This window comes from Mumia spirodelae, assembly GCF_050632745.1.
Lineage (GTDB): Bacteria > Actinomycetota > Actinomycetes > Propionibacteriales > Nocardioidaceae > Mumia.
The window spans coordinates 1,046,804-1,067,011 of record NZ_JBODSD010000001.1; the positions used below are offsets into that span (position 1 = coordinate 1,046,804).

The 20,208-nt window shown below is 69.5% G+C and carries 15 protein-coding genes; 9 read left to right on the top strand and 6 right to left on the bottom strand.

What is annotated here, in order from left to right; all coding sequences use genetic code 11:
* The first annotated feature begins 6 nt into the window (after window positions 1-6).
* The 4 genes from ACQSSQ_RS05115 to ACQSSQ_RS05130 all read left to right on the top strand — a co-directional run bounded on the left by ACQSSQ_RS05115 (window position 7) and on the right by ACQSSQ_RS05130 (window position 4,867).
* Window positions 7-270 carry a hypothetical protein gene (locus ACQSSQ_RS05115; RefSeq protein ID WP_431325954.1) on the top strand — a complete coding sequence of 88 codons (264 nt, stop codon included), beginning with the start codon at window positions 7-9 and terminating at the stop codon, window positions 268-270.
* Window positions 271-280: 10 nt separating this feature from the next.
* Window positions 281-1,330: a YlbL family protein gene (locus tag ACQSSQ_RS05120; protein WP_431325955.1), complete on the top strand. Its 1,050-nt coding sequence runs from the start codon at window positions 281-283 to the stop codon at window positions 1,328-1,330.
* Window positions 1,321-1,842 carry a PPA1309 family protein gene (locus ACQSSQ_RS05125; RefSeq protein ID WP_431325956.1) on the top strand — a complete coding sequence of 174 codons (522 nt, stop codon included), beginning with the start codon at window positions 1,321-1,323 and terminating at the stop codon, window positions 1,840-1,842. The genes ACQSSQ_RS05120 and ACQSSQ_RS05125 overlap by 10 nt, the downstream gene beginning before the upstream one ends.
* A 73-nt stretch (window positions 1,843-1,915) precedes the next feature.
* Window positions 1,916-4,867, top strand: coding sequence for a UPF0182 family membrane protein (locus ACQSSQ_RS05130; RefSeq protein ID WP_431325957.1), 2,952 nt, complete (start codon window positions 1,916-1,918; stop codon window positions 4,865-4,867).
* 123 nt (window positions 4,868-4,990) lie between these two features.
* On the opposite strand, the gene ACQSSQ_RS05135 is transcribed toward ACQSSQ_RS05130, so the two are convergent.
* On the bottom strand, window positions 4,991-7,864 hold the full coding sequence (locus tag ACQSSQ_RS05135) for an FAD/NAD(P)-binding protein (protein WP_431325958.1): 2,874 nt from the start codon (window positions 7,862-7,864) through the stop codon (window positions 4,991-4,993).
* Between the two features lie 142 nt (window positions 7,865-8,006).
* On the opposite strand from ACQSSQ_RS05135, the gene ACQSSQ_RS05140 reads away from it, so the two are divergent.
* Complete coding sequence (locus tag ACQSSQ_RS05140) at window positions 8,007-9,305, top strand: chloride channel protein (protein WP_431325959.1); 1,299 nt, start codon at window positions 8,007-8,009, stop codon at window positions 9,303-9,305.
* A 51-nt stretch (window positions 9,306-9,356) separates the two neighbouring features.
* Here ACQSSQ_RS05140 and ACQSSQ_RS05145 read toward each other — a convergent pair whose 3' ends face one another.
* The 5 genes from ACQSSQ_RS05145 to ACQSSQ_RS05165 all read right to left on the bottom strand — a co-directional run bounded on the left by ACQSSQ_RS05145 (window position 9,357) and on the right by ACQSSQ_RS05165 (window position 14,989).
* Entirely contained in the window at window positions 9,357-10,787 is a 1,431-nt protein-coding gene (locus tag ACQSSQ_RS05145) for an HAD family hydrolase (RefSeq protein WP_431325960.1), read from the bottom strand.
* A gap of 86 nt (window positions 10,788-10,873) precedes the next feature.
* Window positions 10,874-12,118 (bottom strand): PucR-like N-terminal domain-containing protein, encoded by a 1,245-nt coding sequence (locus ACQSSQ_RS05150; RefSeq protein WP_431325961.1) that lies wholly within the window; start codon window positions 12,116-12,118, stop codon window positions 10,874-10,876.
* A 319-nt stretch (window positions 12,119-12,437) separates the two neighbouring features.
* Window positions 12,438-13,172: a hypothetical protein gene (locus tag ACQSSQ_RS05155; protein WP_431325962.1), complete on the bottom strand. Its 735-nt coding sequence runs from the start codon at window positions 13,170-13,172 to the stop codon at window positions 12,438-12,440.
* A gap of 55 nt (window positions 13,173-13,227) precedes the next feature.
* Window positions 13,228-13,908, bottom strand: a complete 681-nt coding sequence (locus tag ACQSSQ_RS05160; RefSeq protein WP_431325963.1) for a hypothetical protein — start codon at window positions 13,906-13,908, stop codon at window positions 13,228-13,230.
* 28 nt (window positions 13,909-13,936) lie between these two features.
* Complete coding sequence (locus ACQSSQ_RS05165; RefSeq protein WP_431325964.1) at window positions 13,937-14,989, bottom strand: hypothetical protein; 1,053 nt, start codon at window positions 14,987-14,989, stop codon at window positions 13,937-13,939.
* A 454-nt stretch (window positions 14,990-15,443) separates the two neighbouring features.
* Between ACQSSQ_RS05165 and ACQSSQ_RS05170 the strand changes: the two genes are divergently transcribed.
* The 4 genes from ACQSSQ_RS05170 to ACQSSQ_RS05185 all read left to right on the top strand — a co-directional run bounded on the left by ACQSSQ_RS05170 (window position 15,444) and on the right by ACQSSQ_RS05185 (window position 20,093).
* On the top strand, window positions 15,444-16,385 hold the full coding sequence (locus tag ACQSSQ_RS05170) for a hypothetical protein (RefSeq protein ID WP_431325965.1): 942 nt from the start codon (window positions 15,444-15,446) through the stop codon (window positions 16,383-16,385).
* Between the two features lie 101 nt (window positions 16,386-16,486).
* Complete coding sequence (locus ACQSSQ_RS05175) at window positions 16,487-17,170, top strand: hypothetical protein (RefSeq protein WP_431325966.1); 684 nt, start codon at window positions 16,487-16,489, stop codon at window positions 17,168-17,170.
* A 107-nt stretch (window positions 17,171-17,277) separates the two neighbouring features.
* Window positions 17,278-17,919, top strand: a complete 642-nt coding sequence (locus tag ACQSSQ_RS05180; protein ID WP_431325967.1) for a hypothetical protein — start codon at window positions 17,278-17,280, stop codon at window positions 17,917-17,919.
* A gap of 86 nt (window positions 17,920-18,005) precedes the next feature.
* Entirely contained in the window at window positions 18,006-20,093 is a 2,088-nt protein-coding gene (locus ACQSSQ_RS05185) for an Ig-like domain repeat protein (protein ID WP_431325968.1), read from the top strand.
* Window positions 20,094-20,208: the final 115 nt, after the last annotated feature.

A 20,208-nucleotide genomic window follows, 5' to 3' on the forward strand; every position in this document is an offset into this window, starting at 1 on the left:
GAGGCCGTGAAGATCCTGCTGTGGCTTGCGGTGCCGCTCGCCGTGACCGCGCTCGCGATGCTGTGGGCGGCCTGGTACGGACGGCGTGGCGCCGAGACGCCGCGCGGTGTCGACCGCTCCGCCCGTTCGTGGGGCCCTGGCGACCCGGCGTACGCGAAGTTCAGCGACGCCGTCCAGCGGCCGCTCCCCGACGTGGTCCACGCCCGGCAGGCACCTCAGCGCAACAGCGGCGTCGTCGTACGCCGTGCCACCCCCGAGTCGGGTCGGTGAGCGGGGCCCGATGAGTCGACGTACCTCCACCCTGGCCGCGGCCGGGCTCCTCGTGCTGACCCTGGTCGCGGTCGCGATGCTGCTCCCCGTGCCGTACGTGACGATGCGGCCGGGTCCGACGGTCGACGCGCTCGGCGACTACGACGGCAAGCCGGTCCTCGAGGTCGAGGGCGCCAAGACCTACAAGACCGACGGCGAGCTCCGCCTCACCACCGTGTCGGTGACCCGCGCGGACTCGCGGGTGAGCCTGCCGCAGGCCTTCACCGCCTACTTCGACCCGAAGGAAGCCGTCGTCCCGCGCGACCTCGTGTACCCCGAGAACCAGACCGCGGAGGAGTCGCGGCAGGAGAACGCCGCGCAGATGGCGAGCTCCAAGCTGACCTCGGAGGCGGCGGCGCTGACCGCGGCCGGCTACGAGGTGGAGTCGGTGGTGGAGATCGCGGCGGTCACGGAGGACGGTCCGTCGGACGGCGTGCTCGAGGTCGACGACGTGCTCGTCGCCATCGACGGCACGAAGGTCACCGGCACCGACCAGGCGGTCAAGCTCGTCTCGTCGAAGAAGCCTGGCGACGTCATCACGCTCGACATCCGGCGCGACGGCAAGGACCAGACCGTCAAGGTGACCTCGGAGGCGGCGACCGACGACCCGAGCAAGGCGCGCATCGGCGTGAGCCTCGGGACCGACGTCGAGCTGCCGTTCCCCATCACCAACAACCTGGGCGAGTCGATCGGCGGCCCGAGCGCGGGGCTCGTCTTCGCCCTCGCCCTGTACGACATGCTCACCCCCGGCGCCCTGACCGACGGCGCGACGGTCGCCGGCACGGGCACCATCGACGCCGCCGGCGCGGTGGGCCCCATCGGCGGCATCCAGCAGAAGCTCGCCGGCGCCTCCTCCGCGGGGGCGAAGGTGTTCCTCGTCCCCGACGGCAACTGTGCCGAGGCAGCCGCCTCCGACGACTTCGGCATGCGGCTGGTGCGGGTCGAGACGCTGGACGACGCCGTCAACGCGCTCGAGAAGCTCTCCGACGATCCGAAGGCCACGGTGCCGACATGCAGCTGACCCCCACCAACCCGCTCCGCGAGACCGCGCTCGAGATCGCCGAGGTGGCGCAGGGCTCCGGCTGGGACGTCCCGCCCCGCCTGTACGCGCTGGTCCGTACGGCGTCGCTGGTCGCCGACGAGCCGGCGCTGGCCCGTGAGCTCGGGGTCGGCCCGGACGACGTCGACGACTCGTTCACGGCGGTGGAGCAGGACGACCTACCGGCCGAGCGCTCGTTCGAGGACTTCGTCACCGAGATCGTCTGGCCGCCCCAGGTGGACGGCACCGCGGTGGTCCTGGAGCGGCTGATGCTGCCGCCGGACGCCGAGGAAGGTCTGCCCGCCGACGAGGCCGAGATCACGGACTTCGTCGCGGACCACCCCGACCGTCAGGAGGTCCGTCTGACGGTCGCCGTGACCCGCGACGGGCAGTCGCACTGCATCGTCGACGTCCGCGGCAGCGACGAGCTCGCCGAGGGACCCGACCTGGTCCCTGGACTGGTGGCGATGCTGCGGCAGACCCTTGTGGAGTGACCTGTCACACTTGTTTTCAGCCACCACGGCTATCCCCGACTGTGCCCGCGAGCACAGCCACTGAAGGAGTCTCGTGAGCGAAGGATCCGCCGCCGCCCGACCTCGACCCGACGTAGGCCGGCAGGGACGACGTGTCCTCATCCCCACCATCATCACGCTGGTGGCGCTGCTCTTCCTGGGCGCGATCTTCACCGGCGTCTGGACCGACCGGCTGTGGTTCCGGTCGGTGGACTACGGTGACGTCTTCTCGACGATGCTCAGCACCCGCGTGCTCATGTTTGTGGTGTTCGGCGCGCTGTTCGCCGGGGTGGTCCTGCTCAACGTGTGGCTCGCCTACCGCTCGCGTCCCAAGACGACGGGTCCGCTGCGCCCGAACGACCCGGTGGTCCGCTACCGGGAGGCCATCCACCCGCTGCGCAAGCCGGCGATGGCGGCCCTCGGCGTCCTGCTGCTGATCTTCGCCGGGTCCTCTGCCGCGGGGCAGTGGCGCACGTTCCTGATGTGGCGCAACGCGACGCCGTTCGGCAAGGACGACGCGACCTTCGGGCGTGACATCTCGTTCTTCGTCTTCGACTACCCGTGGCTGCGTTTCCTCACGGCGTACGGGTTCGCGCTGCTGATCGTGTCCGGCCTGGCGGTCGCGTTCGTCTACTACGTGTACGGCGGCATCCAGCTGTCCGGCAAGACCCGCAAGGTCTCCCGCGCCACGCAGACGCACCTGTCGATCCTCATCGGCCTGATCATGCTGCTGAAGGCGTTCGCCTACTGGCTGGACCGCTTCGGCTTCTCCGTCGACAGCAGCAACCTGCTCACCGGCATCACCTACACCGACGCCAACGCACGCATCCCGAGCAAGAACATCCTGATGGCGGTGTCGCTGCTGTGCGCGCTGCTGTTCTTCGCCAACGCGGTGTGGCAGAACTGGCTCCTCCCCGGGATCAGCCTCGCGCTCCTCGTCCTGACCTCGGTGCTGATCGGCGGCATCTGGCCGGCGATCATGCAGTCGTTCCAGGTCAAGCCGTCCGAGCCCGACAAGGAGGCGCCCTACATCGCGAAGAACATCGCGGCCACAAGGGACGCGTACGGGATCGCGACGGTCGAGAAGCAGAACTACAACGCCAAGACGTCGCTCACCCCGCAGCAGCTCACGGAGTCGGCGGAGCAGCGGGTCAGCACCCGTCTGCTCGACCCGACCCTGGTGTCCCCTGCGTTCGAGCAGCTGCAGCAGGTCCGCGGCTACTACAACGTGCCCAAGACGCTGGACGTCGACCGCTACCAGCTCGAGGGCAACGACAACCCGCAGGACATCGTCATCGCGGCCCGCGAGCTCAACCTCGAGGGCCTGCCCGAGAACCAGCGCAACTGGGCCAACGACCACACGGTCTACACCCACGGCTACGGCGTGATCGCGGCCCAGGGCAACGAGCGCGGGTCGCAGGGCGAGCCGGTCTGGGTCGAGCGCGACATCCCGCCGGTCGGTGAGCTGGCGCTGGACAAGCAGCCGCGCATCTACTTCGGCGAGAACTCCCCGTCGTACTCGATCGTCGGACGTCCCGAGGGCGCCGACCCGATCGAGGTCGACATCCCGCGCGGCAACGGCACCACGGCCGAGGAGGAAGAGGCCGCGGGCGAGTCGCCGACCGAGAACGCCACCCAGAACACGTACGACGGCAAGGGCGGCGTCGACATCGGCAGCACGTTCCGCAAGCTCCTCTACGCGGTGAAGTTCAGCGAGCCCAACATCGTGCTCTCCAACCGCGTCAACGAGAACTCCAAGATCCTGTACGACCGCCACCCGCGCGACCGCGTCGCGAAGGTCGCGCCGTGGCTGACGATCGACGGCGACCCGTACCCCGCGGTCGTCGACGGCAAGGTCGTCTGGATCATCGACGGCTACACGACGTCGTCGAACTACCCCTACTCCGAGAAGGTCTCCCTCGACGAGGCCACGTCGGACACGCTGACCGGCACCGGAGCGCAGGCCGTGCTTCCGTCGGACCAGGTCAACTACATGCGCAACGCCGTCAAGGCGGTCGTCGACGCGTACGACGGCTCGGTCGACCTCTACCAGTGGGACACCGAGGACCCGGTGCTCAAGACCTGGATGAAGGTCTTCCCCGACACGGTCAAGCCGAAGTCGGAGATCTCGGCCGACCTGCTGGCGCACCTGCGCTACCCGGTCGACATGTTCAAGGTGCAGCGCAACATCCTCGGCGCCTACCACGTGACCGACCCGCAGACCTTCTACGAGGGTGGCGAGCGCTGGAAGATCCCGGAGGACCCGACGGCCAAGGGATCGCTGCAGCCCCCGTACTACCTGTCGATCCAGCGCCCCGGTGAGGACGCGCCGAAGTTCTCGCTGACGAGCGTCTACCTGCCCAACAACCGGCAGAACCTCGCGTCGTTCGTGTCGGTCAACTCGGAGGCGAGCGACACCGAGGGCTACGGCAAGATACAGATATTGCAGCTGGGGTCTGCCTCCACGGTGGACGGCCCCAACCAGATCGCCAACCAGTTCGAGGCGGACAGCCGCGTCTCGTCGGCCTTGCTCCCGTACAAGTCGGCCGGCACCAAGGTGCTCTTCGGCAACCTGCTGACGCTGCCGGTGGGCGAGGGACTGCTGTACGTCCAACCGGTCTACATCCGGCGGAGTGCGACCGAGGGTTCCTACCCGGTGCTGCAGTTCGTGATCGCGTCGTTCGGCGAGGGGATCGGCTTCGGCCAGAACCTCGACGAGGCGTTGCGGGTCGCGCTCGGCATCGAGGGCGCGCCACCGCCGACGAACGAGGGCGACGCCGGGGGTGGCGACGGCGGCGGCACCGAGGAGCCCGCGACCCCGCAGAGCGTCGAGCAGCTCCTGCAGCAGGCCGATGCGGCGTACGACGCGGCGCAGCAGGCGCTCGAGGCGGGCGACCTCGGCGAGTACCAGACGCAGGTCGAGAAGATGGCGACCATCCTCGACCAGGTCAGGTCCCAGCTCGGGGAGACCCCGGCGACGCCCGCGCCGACCGAAGGCGGCGGCTGATCCGCAGCCGCCCCCGGTTGAGCCAGCGGTAGCCGCGCGGCGAGACCTACTGAGCGACGTTCTGACCTACACAGCGACGGCCCGCGCCGTCGCTCTGTAGGTACGAACGTCGCTCAGTGCCGTTCAGCCGGCCGTCGTGGGAGTCCGGGCCGCCAGCGAGGCCGAGCGCCGCGCGTCCAGCGGTGACGGGCGACGGTCCAGACGCGTGTGCAGGAGCGTGCTCGCCCGCTCCGCCTGTCCGGCGTTGACGAGGCAGAACAGCAGCGTCTCCTCGACCACCTCGCGCTGCGCCGCCGAGCCGCCGACCCGCGCGAGCACCGGGAGGGTGTCCTCGAGCAGGGTCGCGGCCTCGTCCCAACGCTCCTCACCTGCGGCGAGCAGCGCGTCGCAGACGGTCGCCACGACCGTACGGATGGTGACGTCGTTCGAACCACGGCAGTGCCGCGCCAGCGCAGCGAGCCGGCCCGCCTCGCCCGACGTCGCGAGCGCGATCGCCGAGTGCAGCGCGACGAACGGCGTTTCGGGCGTGTCGAGCAGCGCGGACCCGACCGCGTCGAGAACGGGGGCAACCGGCGGCGGAGCGGTCTCGCCGGTGAAGGCGCCGCCGGCAGCGGCCGGTACGCCGCGGGCGACCGCCGCGTCCCAGTCGGACGTCGTCAGCCGCCACCGCCACAGCAGGGACGCCGAGTCGACGAGCGCGCGGACGCCGGTCACGGTCGGGGGAGCGAGCTGCGAGTAGTAGCGCCCGCGTACGGCCTCGGTGTCGCCGAGCGCGAGCTCGTGCAGCGCCGCGTGCCACGAGAAGTGGGCGCGGTGGCTGGCGGACCGGCCGCTCTCGGTGACCCAGTGGTCGAGCCAGACGCGCCCGCCCTCGTGCTGACCGGTCTCGTACATGACGTGCGTCTGCGCGTGCACGGCGTGCCCGGACGACGGCTCGCACGACAGTGCCGACTCGGCGAGCAGCCCCGCCTCCTCGAAGCGGCCCTGGTCCTGGCGGGTGAAGGCGAGCAGCGAGATGTACCACCAGTGGTCGCCGTACGCGGGTGCGAGCCCCTCGACGAGGTCCCACGCCTCCTGCTGCACGTCGGTGACGCCGGAGAACGCGATGGTCGGCACCGCCGCGGAGACGGCGAGGATGTCGCGCGGGTGGGCGGCGATGTGGTTCATCAGCGCGCGGGCGCCCTTGTGCCGGACGTCCTTGACGCGCTGGCCGACGACGCCGACGAGGCTGCGCTCACGCTCGTCGCCTCGCAGGCGGACAGCGCGCCGAGCGGCCTCGAGCGACGCGGCGACGTCGGCATCGGCCCCGGCCTCGTGGCCGAGCAGCGCGAGGGTCGCGTGGCCGAGCGCGAAGTCGGGGTCGAGCGCGACGGCTTCGCGCAGGGGGACCTCGGCGTCGTCCTGGAGGCGCATGAGGCGTTCGAGCCCGGCGTTGTACGCCGCTGCGGCCTCGGCCGTCGTCGAGATCGGCAGGCCGAGCGGGTCCCGGGGACGCGCCGCCGGGTGGTGTCCGCTGACGAGGCGGCCGTCGGCCAGGCGGCGGGGCAGCGGGGCGATCGTGTCGAGCACCGACGTCGCGAGGGCGAGGGCCTGGCTGCGGATCTCGGGCACGGCGGTCGACTCCCACAGCTCGCCACGACGGAGCGCGCCGAGCGTCCACACGGGAGCGTCGGTCCGACCCTCGGAGTCGATCAGGCGGCCCTGCTCGGTGCGGAACCCCATGCCCGCGGTGGAGACGACCGCGGTCGCGGCCCCGCCGCGGGGGCGCAGCAGGTCGTCGAGGAACGGGTCGCCGAGCAGCCGGATGTCGGCCTGCGGCCCCGTACAGTTCACGACCCAGCCCACGTCGTACGTCGTCTCCTCCGCGCCCTCGCTGATCGAGCGGGCGGAGCGGTTCGTCACCGTGACCCGGAGGCCGCCCTGCGGCAGGGGCTCGGCGGCGGTGACGGAGCCGGGGGAGACGACGAGGCGGCCGGCGACGCGCAGCTCGTGGACGAGGGTGGCGCTGGACGGGGGCATGCGGTGGCGCAGCACGCCCCACGCGCCGGCGTCGGAGGCGAGGAAGGCGGCGCGGTCCTCCTCGCTGAGCCGGCTCCACAGGGTCGAGATCTGGAACCGCAGCCCGTCGACGCCGGGGCGCCAGTCGCCGCTGTCGCGCTCGACCGTCTCGAGGTGGTGGGCGACCTCCTCACGGATCTCGGCGAGGGTCGACCCCCAGTCGGAGACGTCGGGGATCGCGGCGAGCTTGAGCTCGGGGACGTGCGCGCAGGGGATGCGCGCGTTGCGGGAGATCGCGTGGACGACCCGGTCGGACCGGTTCGTCGCGTCGGTGAGGGACAGCGTGACGTCGACCATCGTCAGTCCGGTGCCGACGAGGAGGACGTCGCCGGGCCCGGAGCGGTCGCGGCGTACGGGGTCGAGCGCGCCCGGCGCCCACGGGTCCGGGACGAAGAACGCCGAGCTGCGGAGTGCGTCCGGTGCCCACGCGTGGCCGGCGGCGGGGAGGCCCGTCGCGACGACGACGGCGTCGGCGGTCACGTCACGGCCGTCGCTGGTGGCGACCACGGCGCCGGACCCGGTACGGCGCAGGCCGACCGCGCGCGCTCGCACGTGGCGCACCGACGCGAACTCGCCGGGCGGCCCCTGCAGCGCCTCGGTCAGGGTCTCGTCGAGGTAGCGCGCGTACTGGCGGCGCTGCGCGAACGTCGCCGGGTCGCCCCCGAGGTCGGGGTCCTCCCGCGTACGCCAGGCGACGAAGTGGGCCGGGTCCTCCGGGAGAGCGCTCATGCCGGCGGCAGGAACGTTGAGGAGGTGCTGGTCGTCCAGGGTGCCGAACGACGGGCCGCGTCCCCATCGGTCGGCCGGGTCGAGGAGGACGACGTCGATGCCGGTCGAGCGGCGCCCGGCCGTACGCGCGAGGTGGAGCGCCACGAGCGTGCCGGCGGCGCCGGCACCGACGATCGCGATGGTCGGGCGGCTTCTGCGGGTCGGCGTCACGGGTTCTCCTCGGCGTCGGCGATGACTCGGGTAAGTGTAGTGACCAAGTGTGTTTTCCCGAAGCGGGATGCATTCGGATGGCCCCCCGCCGTCCAGGGCGATACGTTGCCGCCGTCGAGGGCGGACGTCGGGAGGTGGGTGCGTGGCGGACGAACCAGGCACGCTCCAGATCGCGCCGCTCGCGCAGTCGCGAGACTTCTGGCGTCTCCTCCGTGACGCGGTCGTGTTCGGCGTGGTGCTCGCGTTCGGTGGACTGGTCTTCCTCGCCATCGTCGAGAACGGCGACTTCTGGGGCGATCCCGACGGCAACGGCTGGTGGGGCGGTCACTGGTGGTGGATCGCGGTCACGGGGGCGGCCGGACTCGTCGTCGGGCTCATCCGCCGTCTCACCCACATGCCCGCGCACACGCCCGGACTCATCGACGAGCTCGAGGAGGAGCACGTCGAGCCGCGCAGCGTCCCGCGCACCGTCGCCGTGTCGGCCGTGTCCCTCGTCGGCGGCGCCAGTCTCGGTCCGGAGGCGGCGCTGGGATCGATGGGTGGTGGTCTGGGCACGCTCGTCGGCCAGCGGCGTACCGATCCGGACATGCAGAAGGCGACGATGCTCACCGGCACCTCGGGAGCGTACGGCGGCCTGCTGGCGTCGCCGATCGTGGCGACCCTTCTCGTGCTCGAGCTCGCGAAGCCGCACCGGCGTCGCTACCTCCACGTCGTGTTCGGGTCGCTGGTGTCGGCGACGGTCGCGTTCGCGATCTTCTACCCGATCGCGGGGACCACGTTCCTCGGCATCTACGACGTGCCCTCGTACGACTTCGAGGACTGGCACATCCTCGCGGGCGTGGGGCTCGGCCTCGCCGCGGCGGTCGGGGCTCTTGTGCTGGCGGTGATCACGGGGATCGTGCGCCGGCTGGTCGCGCCGCTGGAGGAACGGACCGTCCTCCGCCCGGTGATCGGGGGCCTGGCGTTCGGGCTCGTGGCCGTCGCGCTCCCGCTCACGTTGTTCACGGGCAGCGACCAGCTCCGGACGGTGCTGGGGTCCGGCTCGAGCCTCGGCGCCGGATTCCTCCTGCTGGTCGTGGTGGCGAAGATGATGACGTTCTCGGTCTGCATGGAGACCGGCTTCATCGGCGGGCCGTTCTTCCCGATGCTGTTCATGGGCGGGACGTACGGGTACGCGATCCACCTGCTGATCCCGGACATCCCCCTGGCGCTCGCGTTCAGCTGTGTGTTCGCCGCGCTCCCGGGCGCGATCGTCGCGGCACCCTTCACGCTCGTCATGCTGGCGGCTCTGATGATGGACCTCGGCGCGCTGGAGACCGTGCCGATCGCGCTGGCGGTGCTCACGTCGTACATCGCGGTGACGGGATCGGGCGTCCTGGTCGCGATGGCGAACCGCCGCAAGGCGCCGGCCGCGGCTGCCGGTGGAGCGACCGCTGGGTGAGGGTACGCCGGTGCGCCGAGGGGCCCGCGATGCAGGTCTCGCTCCGCTGGCTCAGCGTGCAGGTGCCTCGAAGCGGCGCAGTCGCGTCGCGCTCGCGAGCACGGCGAGCGAGCTCGCCGCGAGCGCGAGTGCCGCCCCCATCGGCGGGAGCACACCGGTGGCGGCAACCGCGACGGCGACCGCGGTGTACGCCGTGGCGAACCGCAGCGTCGAACGTGCCTGCGCGTCCATGGTCCGGGCGAGCCCCAGCGCGGTGACGGCTTCGGCGACGTCGCCTTCGGTGAGCGTCACCGTCGGCCGAGCGGATCCGTCGTCGTCGGTGCTCAGGACCAGCTCGGAGTCCGTCAGCACGGCCACCGTCCGCCCCTCGTCGCGGAGCTCCGACAGGAGGGTCGCCGTGCTCGTGGCCTGGGCCTCGGCGACGTACCGGTCGACGCCGACCTGCTCGGCGAGATCCTTCGCGGTGAGCGGGTTGGCCGTCGTGACGAGGACGGGGTCGACGTCGATGCGGCGCAGCGCGTCGGCGGCCGCCTTCGCCGTCGGGCGTACGGCGTCGACGACCGTGATCGTGCCGAGCGGTCGCGCGTCGACCTCGACCCCGACGATCGTGCCGACGCGTTCGGTGACGTCGATCCCGACCCACTCCGGGCGGCCGACGCGCACCGGATGGCGGTCGACCGAGCCGCTGATGCCGAGGCCGGGGTGCTGCTCGACACCGGAGAGGCGCCCGCGCGCGGACAGCTTGGCGATGGCCTTCCCGACGGGATGGCTCGACGCGTGCTCGAGCGCGCCCGCGAACCAGCGGAGGTTGCGTTCGTGGTCGGCGACGAAGGCATCGACCGAGGCGACACGCTTGCCGGACGCGACGGTGCCCAGACCGTCGAGCACGACGACGTCCACCTCGCGGCTCGCGCCGAGCGTCGCGACGTCGTGGATCGCCACCCCGAGCGCGTCCCCGCGTCGCGTGCCGTACCGGTAGACCGCGGGCACCGCCAGGCCGATCGCTCCCGGGCACGCGGCGATGGTGACGGCGACGCCCGCACCGAGCGCGCGTGCGGGCCGGGCATCGATCGCGAGCCACACTCCGACGGTGGCGACGGCGATGCCGAGTGCGGCCGGGACGAACCAGGCAGGCACGGGCGTCGGCCCGGCTGCCGCCTCGCGATGGATCGCATGGCAGGCGAGGACGACGACACCGACCACGGCCGCCACACCGAGGTCGAGCGTGCGGCCGTCCGTGAGGAGCGCGCCGACGGACCATGCGCACGAGACGACGACGGCGACGAGCGACAGGGTCACGAGACCGAGACGCCGGCGCCGGAGCTCGGCGACGAGTGCTGCGCGGAGCTGCCAGACGCACGCCAGCGAGACGGCGCTGCCGCTCGCCACCACGACCTCGCGCCAGGACGGGAAGCGAACCACCGGCGTCGAGCACAGCACCACGATGCCAACGGCGACGACGGCGACCGCGCCCAGCGCCATGCGACCGGCCGGCGACGCTCGCGGCCGTGACACAGCGGAACGCGCACGCCGTCCGTGCGGCGTGCGTGTGTCGGTGGACGCCGTCGTCACGTCGGCTCCTCACTCCTGTAGCGCTCGAAGTCGCTCTGATCGCCGGCCACCCACAGCGGCACGCTCGCCTTGAGCACGAGCGTGAGCTGGACGACGAACTCCGGGTCGTGCAGTGCCTCGCCAAACAACTCGTTGATGCGCTTCCAGCGGTAACGCACCGTCTGGGCATGCACCCCGAGGCGCGCGGCGATGGCGGGGGCGCTGTCGCGGGTCTGCAGCCAGTCGAGGAGGGTCTCGGAAAGGATCTCCCGGGAGTTGGGGGACTCGGCGAAGAGGGGCACGAGGAGTTCTTGCGCCATCTGGCGACGCAGTGCTGGTTCGGAGTGGAGCCACAGCATCGTGCGGTAGTCGACGCACTCGATGACCTCGTCAGCGGAGATGATGCCCTTGTCGGCGAGCTCGAGCGCGCGCAGCGTCCACCGCTGTGCGTCGCCGACGTCGCTGGTCGTGACCTTCCAGCTCGCCGCGATTCGGATAGTGGGCACCATGTCTCGCAGCTCCCCGATGACCGCGTCACGATCGTCGGCGGAGCACAGGTACGTCGCAGGGCCAGGTGAGAGATGCACGAGGACTGCGGTCTCGGAGTCGACGAGCTTCGGCATCTCACTTCCGTCGGCAGCGTCAGCGCTCAGGACGACGAGTCGCGACGGGATCGTCCACGCGGCAACTGCGGCGAGGGCATCGATCTCATCCCGCCCGGCGCCATCGATCAAGGCCTCGGTCAAGCGTCGACGGGCCGCGCCGACGTCGCTGTCCTGCGCTCGTCGGGTGGTGTCGAATCCGATCGTGACCTGGTTGCTGAGGTGGTCGAGGTAGCCGAAGACGTCGTCGCCAATCTTGCCGAGCACGTCTGCTGACAGGTGGTGCTTCGACGCGATGGTGCGGAGCTCCGTCCACGCCTCTCGGCCGGCGATCTGGAGTGCCTCGCGGATCGCGGTCAGGTCGTGGCCGTCGATTGCTTCGGCGTGGCCCATCCGCCGGAAGAGATCGTCGACCCGGGCGCCGGTCGACGACGGCTTGCCGAGCACCATGTCGAGGAAGTGGCTGATCGCCCCGGTCGCGGCGGTGGTGATGAGCTTGTGGCGGCGGCCGGAGGCAGGCCCTGCGAAGGCGGGCACCTCGCCCTGGATCTTGCCGGAGATCCGCTCGACCAGACCGTCGAGCGTCGGCTTGACAAGGTTGACCAGGCCGGGAGGGATCTCGCCCGGCGAGAGCGCATGGTCGGCCCCAGCCTCGATCATGTCGGGGTCCTTGTGCTGGCTTGATGGTGATCCATGGCTGGGCCGCCCCTCCTGCGGTGTGCCGTGCATCACATGTCCTATCACAGAGAAACGACGTTACGGTCCCGCAGGGCGCCGAAAGGAGGGAGGGTTTCCGGCTGCCCTGCGGGGCGTGACATCAGTCAACCGTCGCGGCGGTGGCCCTGGAAAGTTCCGTGCGGCAGGAGCGGCAGATCTCGGACGGACATCCGAGAAACCTGCTTTCAGAGAGAGCGCACGTGGGCCCGGAGCGGTGTTTGCTCCGGGCCCACGGTCCGTGACTGGGTGTCGGTGTCAGCGGTCAGCTGTGCGTCACCAGTCCAGCCGTGTCGACGGCGAACGCGCTGGGAATCGCGTTCGGTTCGTCGTAGTAGAAGCCGCCGGCCAGGTCACCGTTCTGGACCTCGCCACCGCAGCCGAAGACACCACTGATCTCCAGATCGAACCCACTGACCGGGTTCGGGCCGGAGAAGACCGCCGGAGCGAGGGTGAGTACGGCGTCCTTCGCGCCGCTTCCCGGCGTGATCACGGCGTCCAGCGTCCCTGCCGCGTCGAACGCGCAGGGCACGTTCGGGTCAGTGGTCTCGATGTGGGCGTCGATGTCGGTGATGACGACGGCAACGGGGTCGCCCGCGTTGGTTGGGTGGGTCCGGACATCGATCGTCGCGCCGGTCATGGTGACCGATAGCGGGAAGGCGCCCATCCAGCAGTCGTCGAAGAACAGGTTGCCGATCGATGCCACGGTGTTCCCCGGGTTCACGACAGTGCCGCGGTTGATGGAGCCGTTGATCGTCGCGATCGAGCAACGCATCTGGACTCCGTAGTTCGTCATGAACGAGATCTCGGCCGTGTCGTTGGCGGCGGTGTAGGCGACGCTGGCGACGGAGGTGTTGCCGCCGATCGACACTGCCGTGTGGTTGGCATAGGCAGCGCCGGCGCTGGTCACGACCAGCCCCGCCAGACCGACGCCCATGGCCCCGATACGCACGTACTTCTTCATCTGCTTCTCCATCTCTTCGATGTCGGGGCTCGGCACGATGCCGACTCCCCTTCCCTGCGGCTCTGCCTGCTGGGAAGACTCAGTGGGACGGTCAGCCATGCGACACGACGCCGGTGGTGTCGAGCGTGAAGAGGCTGGGTGTGCCGACGATCACGTTGCTGTCCCGGGCGCCGACCAGGTCGTCATCGAAGATGACGCCGAGGCAGCCGACGACATTGCTGATCGTCAGTGTGAAGCCGGTCTCCGGGGAGAAGGTCGCCGACGTGAGCGCCAGAATGCCGTCCTGACCGACGTTTCCCGCCTTGAGGACAGCGTTGAGCGTGCCGTCGGCATCGAAGGTGCACGCTCCGCTGACCGTGGCCTGATAGTGCCCATGGAACCCGGTGATTGTGACCGGGACATCCGCAGCTGGGCCGACGGGATCGGCCGCTACGATGATGTTGCCTGCGGTGATCGTGACGTTCAGGTCGAGTGTCGGCAGTGCGCACGTGAGTGCCCCGCTGTCGAGTGTCCCGATGGTGTTCCCCGTCTTCACCTCGGCGCCCCGGTAGAGGTCGCCGGCGAGGTATGCCATCGAACAGCTGATCGTGGTGCCGTAGTTCGTGTTGAACGCGATCGGCGTGGCGTTCGATGCGGTGTAAGGCACTTTGCCGGCGACAGGGTTGCCGCCGATCGACACGTAGGTGCCCGCGGCGTACGCGGCGCCCGCGCCGGTCAGGGCCAGGGCTGCCACGCCGACACCGAGCGCGGCTTTTCGGGGGAAGTTCTTCATGTGTCTCTTCTGCTCCTCTAGTTCGGTTCTATGACGGTGGTTCGGTGGGGAGGGCCGGTGCCGGGAACCGATCGGCGCAGTCGCGCCCGAACGGGCACGTAGCGAAGGTCTCCTGGCCTCCGGTCGGAACGTCGATCGCTAGCGCCTCGGTACGGAGCTGGACCGTGTTGCCCGGACCGGAGACGCTCGCGGTCAACAACGCCGAGAGATCGTCCCCGTCGGCTGTCGCGCAGCCGGCGAACGCGGGGATGTCCAGCGACCCGAACAGCAGCCCCCCGCGTTCGATCACGTAATAGGGCGTACGCAGGATCGCCGCCTTGGTGTTGCCGGCCTGGGACTCCGGCCGCTCATCGTCGGGAATGCGCGGATCCCATTTCAGGTAGTCGCGCGAGGTCAGCCTCAACGTCGCGCCGTCCGCCGCGCAGCCGGCCAGCGGCAGCACCACGCCGTCGACCGCCACCTCGTCGATGCGCACGCGCAACGAGCCGTCGCCCTCGGCCGGGAGGTAGCGCCAGCCATCGTGCGGCGGTGGGATCTCAAAGCCGCCCTGGCTGGCGCAGTACTGGGCCACACCCTGCTTCAGCGTGGCTGGGATCACCACGCCCTTGGCGGTGCGCGGTTGCTCCAACGCCACCGTCGCCTCCACCGGAACGCTGCCGAAGGCCACCGTCCGCACCACAAACGACTGCGTGTAGCCGTAGCGCCGAGGCGAGTTCAGCGCCGTGCCGCGATCCACAAGGGTCACATCAGCCCACCACTCGCGGAACCGACGGGCGCCTCGCGCCTGAGTGATGCGAGAGCACGTGCTGTCCACCCACTGCTGAGTGCTCCGGTTGAAGGCCACCGATTGCAGCGTGGGTGTGCGCGTCCACTGCCTCGCGCGCTCCAGATACGTCACACCGCGCTGCTGCGGTGTCAGCCACTCCCCGGTCACACGCGAATCCGGAATGCCGAGCCCGGGGAACTCTGCCAGCTCGTCATAGCCTTCGTCGGCGGCGCTCGACTGCGCCGCACCACTCAGCACCAGGACCGCGGTCACCGCGATCCCCGTGAGCGTGCCCAGACGCCGCAAGCCGTTCATTGCCGGAGGCTGGCACAGGTTCGCGCGCGCCGGGGGACGGGCGCGTCCTTCTCCGGGAGATCTCGGACGGGCATCCGAAGGGCAATCCACCCGATTTCGGATGTCCGTCCGAGTTTCCCTTCATTGGGCGCCTTGGCAAGGGTCACCCGCGAAAACGTGTGCCAGTCTCCGAGCATGAGAGATGCGTCACACCGAGGCAGAACGACCGGAGCTTCGTCTGCCATCGGGGGTTGCAGGCCCAGTGGCGACGGATTTCTTGTCATGTACGTGACAAGAAATGAGCACGGCGGCCTCCAATTCACCGAGATCGGTGGACGCATCGGGCTGGCAGCGGCCAAGGTCAGGCCCCATGGGATGTGAGTCAGGTCATATGGGTGGCATGCGGCGGCTGGCGAGGGTTGCGGGCATCGCGTTGGGCGCAGCCTTAGTACTGGGCGGAGTGACGCAGTCCAGCGTGGCCGACGAGGGCTACGAGGAGCTTCCGCAGTTCCCGGGCCAGGGCATCCCGGTCCCCGCCGGGGTGACCGGGACGTGGTTGACGCCGCAACAGAGCGTCCTTAGCTATCTCGCAAGTGCGCGGCAGTGGACGCGCACGCCGACGTTGCAGGCAGTCGCGTTCAAGCGCGATACCGTGCAGCTCAATGACCTCACGTGCCGAAGGATCACGCAGGCACCGGGGGCCATGCAGTACCGCGAATACTGGGCCGACACGGTGCTGGTAAACGGCGAGACCGCGCCGAACTCGTCGCGCCGATATGGATACACGCAGTCATTCGTGGTGCGAACGGTGGCGTTCGGCAGTGTTCCGGTCGAGGCAACGGTTGCGCTGGAGCAGCCCCGCGATAGCAGAGGCGTGGTGATCCCCACCACCGTAAGGCAAGCGGACGTCAGGTACTGCGAAGGCCAGGGCGACTTCGAGGTCCCTCCGCCCTATGGCGCCAAGCGCTACCCGCCGGCGGCTGGTGCGGGACGAATGGACGTGCGCATCGATCGCCTGAAGGTCGACGGAGTGACGCTGCCCGTGGCTGGCTGCGCGGCCGACGGCGCGACCTTGACGCTGACCTCGCGCGACTACCAGGAATGGACGATTCCCGCCGACGAAATTATGGACCAGAGCATTGAGTCGATCATGCGCACCAAGTACTACGCAGTCACCGGAGGCGGCTTGTTGCTCGGGACGCTTGACGTTCCGGCATTTGCTGGGTGCGTGACGGACGACGGCGAAGACATCTCGGCGTTGTTGACCGCCAGCGTGTCTGGTGAGGGCAACACAGTCCTCATTCGGACCGAGTCGCTGGGTGAGCCTAACCCAGACCAGTTCGCGGTCTGCCCGTTTGTCCGCACGTGCCCCGATCGGTTCTCGGTGCCGGCGTTGCCGACGGCGCCGCCGGCATGAGTTTTCCCGGTGGCCGGAGCCGCCGGGAGAAGCGTCCCCATCAGGGTGGCGCAGGGGGATCGGCAGAGTGCCGAATCTCGTGGAACACGAAGGAGAGACAGATGAAGAAGCTCATCCAAGCGGCCGTACTCAGCGTCGGTGCAGGGGCGCTGGCCCTGGGCGGCGCGAGCGCCGCTCACGCCGCGGGCACGTACGTGTCGATCGGCGGCGTCAAGACCGTGGCCACCGTGCCCTACACCGCGACGAACTCCACGGCGATCGCCTTCAACACGAACTTCGGCACCAAGATGACCTGTACGTCGTCGTCGATCAGCGGCAACATCAACCGGGGCGTGGAGGTGACCCCGTCGAACACCGTCGGGACCATCGGCAGCCTCGGATTCAGCGGCTGCACCATGGGCATCTTCGGCCTGAACGTCTCGATGTCCGGAGGCAACATCAATGTGCGGACCGACCCGGCCTCCGCAGGTGCGGATGTTCCGGTCACGATCACTGGTATCTCCGCGTCGATCGCGGCGACCAGCGGTGGTACGTGCACGTTCAACGCCACCGGTTCGCTCAAGGCCGTGATCAAGGCCGGTAGCGGGAGCGTGGACGGGACGCTCGAGCTCGTCTCGGCGACGTTCGCGCCGGACACCAACTTCGACCTGACGATCAGCAACGTCAACGGCTGCGGCGGCGAGGTCGTCAACGGTGACCTGGCCGGGGCCTGGAACAGCAACAAGACATCCGGCATCCCCAGCAAGTTCACGATCGACACCGCCGGTGTCCTGTCGCACAGCTAAGTAGCGACCTCTGGGTGGGTCGAGCGCATCGAGCGCGCTCGACCCACCTAGAGCCCCGAGTCTAGACAACCACCACCGAGACTCCCCGCACAGAACGGATTCAGCTGATGACCCCCACCAGATTGCGGCGCCGGATCGGGCGCCGTGCCGCCACCGTGGCGCTCGCGGCCGTCGGCACGATCGCGGCCACCGCCGGAAGCGCGGTCGCGGCCGACGTCTACGTCGACTACGACTTCAACGGCACGACCAACATCGCCAGCACCGGCTCGAACGTCACCCTGGGCCCTGCAGTGATGTACACGACTGTCGCCGATGACGGCACCTTCGTCGGCGACATGACCCTGCCCGGCACCCGAACGGAGTTCAAGCTGGCGGGTTTCATCCCGGTGACCGCCGACATTGACTTCATCCCGACCAAGCCAACCACGGGTCAAATGATCCGGGTCGGTCGCTACCGGACCCTGACCAGCTCGTCGAGCTACTACGTGCGGCTCAGCAACATCGCGGTGGTCGGGTTCCCGCTGTTCGCCGGATCGCAGTGCCGGACCAAGGACCCGGTGCTGATGGACGCCAACACGCCCGAAGGCGAGTACTTCACGATCGCCGACGGCGGCCGCCTGACCGGCACGTACACGATCGGGGACTTCCAGAACTGCGGCCTCAACACCTGGCTGATCAACACGATCATCCCTGGCAGCGGCAACACCGTCGACCTGCAGCTGACCGGCGGCCGCCCCGGCACGCCGTAAGCGCACCTCCCAGTGGTGGGGCGGGGACCCCGGCCCACCACCGGGACATTTCCACATCACTCGGGGGCAAGAGAAGAGAAGGAACGATGAAGACACTGACACGAGTCGCCGCGGCGGCGACCAGCACCGTGCTGGCAGCCGGCGTCCTGGCGTTCAGTCCGGCCTCAGCACAGCATGTCGAGGCTGGCGGGATTGAGATCTGGGGGGCGACAGCCGCGAGCTTCCCGCAGGCCGGGGGCCCCTACAAGGCATTCTCGAGCTACGCCGGCACGGATACGTTTGCGATAGGCCTCGACGACAAGCTGGTCGCTCTCCCGGGTGTCCGTGCCGGTCTGGCTGTGCCCAGCAATCCGGCGGCACCGGCCGGGGATGTGGCCGGGACGACGGTGCGCTCGGTCAGCGTGGGCCATGTGCAGGGCGCGTGGGCGGTGACCGCTGATGGTGCACTGCACAAGTGGGGCGGGGCCCGCGGCACCGTCATTCCAGACAACACCTGGACCGCGAGCCAGCTCGGTGACGAGGCAATGGAGGTCGTCGGCGGCGGAGGCAGTGCGACGGTGCGATTGAAGAACGGTAGGGCTGTCCTGGTTGACGCCTTTGGTGTCACCCCGTGCGCCGAGTCTGGCCAGCCCCTAAGTGGCGTCAAACAGGTGGGCGGATTCTCCGGGCTCCTGTTGGACGGCGGCCGCGTGGTCTCGGTCGACTCTGTGTGCAACGGGACGACGGTGATCCCTGCGAATGTCGGCGATCCGGTCGTCCACGTCTCAGAAAACTACGCGACGACCGCGTCCGGCAGGATCCTGCAGTACAAGGTCGCGGGGACGCCAGAGGCGGCAAACGTCCCAACGTTCGTCGGCAAGGCCGTCGAGGCCGTCCGTGCGGATTCGGACTATTCGGCGCTGCTGACCGACCAGGGGGAGGTCGTTGTGTGGCGGCACTCCGACGGTTCGCCGGTGTCGACCGTTCCCGGCTATGTCCCGCCAGCAGCATTGAATGGCCGTGCGGCGGTGGCCCTGCGGACTGCGGGCAATAGCATCGCAGTCCTGTACGCCGATGTTGCCAATCAGGCCAAGCCGGTCGTTTCGGGTGCGGCCCGGGTGGGTTCGACGTTGTCGGCGAGTGAGGGTGATTGGTTGGGTGCGCCGACGTCGTTGAGCTATCAGTGGCTTGCAGGCGACGACGAGATCGCCGGGGCGGATGACGCGACGTTCATCCCGACCGAGAACGAGCTGGGCAAGACGCTCAAGGTCCGGGTCACCGCGACGCGAGGTGATCAGGAGGTATCAGCCATCTCGAACCCCACGGCAGCCGTGGCCGAGGCCGGCGCCGCCCTGGAGGCCACCAGCAAGCCGACCATTGCTGGCACGGCTCAGGTCGGGCAGACGCTGACCGGGACGCCGGCGGTGTTCAATGACGCCGCGGCCACTGTCACGAACCAATGGTTGGCCGGCGGTGCGCCTATCGTGGGTGCGAGTGGGACGACGCTGAAGCTCGCTGCCGCGCAGCTGGGCAAGGCGATCTCGTTCCGCTCGACCGCGACGCTGGGCGGCGAGACGGCCCAGTCGGTCTCCGATCCGACCGCTGCCGTGGCAGCCGCGCCGAAGGTGAACGCGGCTGTGGGGGTCTCTGCAACGGGCGGTCGCTATGGGGCGTCGGCGCGTGTGACGGTACGGGTGTCTGCCGCTGCGGCGACGTCCGGCACGGTGACGCTGCAGGGTGTTGGCCCGGCGCAGCGCCAGTCGGTCCGCAACGGTGTGGCGACGTTCTCGTTGCCGCGCACGCTGTCGCCGCGTCGCTACACGGTCAGTGCGGCCTATTCGGGCAACGGTGCGGTCAATGCGCGGAGCGCGACCGGCGTTCTGAGTGTTGCCAAGGGCCAGACCGGCAAGCCGTCGTTCAAGGTCACCAAGATGCCGACCCGTACAAAGAAGGGGAAGGCGACGGTCACAATCCGTACCGCGTCGGGGCTCGTCAAGGCTTCGGGCAGGGTCACGATCACCTTGAAGAAGGGCAAGAAGACCATTCGGGTGGGTGCCACCGTCCGCGGCGGCAAGGTCACCGTCAAGCTGCCGAAGCTGGCACGGGGCAACTACAAGGTCAAGGTCGTCTACGGCGGAAACAGCTACTACCTCGCAGCCACCTCAGCGACGTACAAGGTGAAGGTTAGGAAGTAGGGCCACGGCGGACACCGTCGTGTCGTGACGCTAGAAACAGCGACCTTTGGGTGGGTCGAGCGAGGTTTCCGCTCGACCCACCCAGAGCGGGCCTCATCCCGGTGACGCCCTAACC

Excerpts from the sequence above, each read along its gene's own strand:
- ACQSSQ_RS05120 (WP_431325955.1), top strand. The coding sequence starts at position 281 with ATGAGTCGACGTACCTCCACCCTGGCCGCGGCCGGGCTCCTCGTGCTG.
- ACQSSQ_RS05125 (WP_431325956.1), top strand. The coding sequence starts at position 1,321 with ATGCAGCTGACCCCCACCAACCCGCTCCGCGAGACCGCGCTCGAGATC.
- ACQSSQ_RS05145 (WP_431325960.1), bottom strand. The coding sequence starts at position 10,787 with ATGGCGCTGGGCGCGGTCGCCGTCGTCGCCGTTGGCATCGTGGTGCTG.
- ACQSSQ_RS05150 (WP_431325961.1), bottom strand. The coding sequence starts at position 12,118 with ATGATCGAGGCTGGGGCCGACCATGCGCTCTCGCCGGGCGAGATCCCT.
- ACQSSQ_RS05160 (WP_431325963.1), bottom strand. The coding sequence starts at position 13,908 with ATGAAGAACTTCCCCCGAAAAGCCGCGCTCGGTGTCGGCGTGGCAGCC.
- ACQSSQ_RS05165 (WP_431325964.1), bottom strand. The coding sequence starts at position 14,989 with ATGAACGGCTTGCGGCGTCTGGGCACGCTCACGGGGATCGCGGTGACC.
- ACQSSQ_RS05175 (WP_431325966.1), top strand. The coding sequence starts at position 16,487 with ATGAAGAAGCTCATCCAAGCGGCCGTACTCAGCGTCGGTGCAGGGGCG.
- ACQSSQ_RS05180 (WP_431325967.1), top strand. The coding sequence starts at position 17,278 with ATGACCCCCACCAGATTGCGGCGCCGGATCGGGCGCCGTGCCGCCACC.
- ACQSSQ_RS05185 (WP_431325968.1), top strand. The coding sequence starts at position 18,006 with ATGAAGACACTGACACGAGTCGCCGCGGCGGCGACCAGCACCGTGCTG.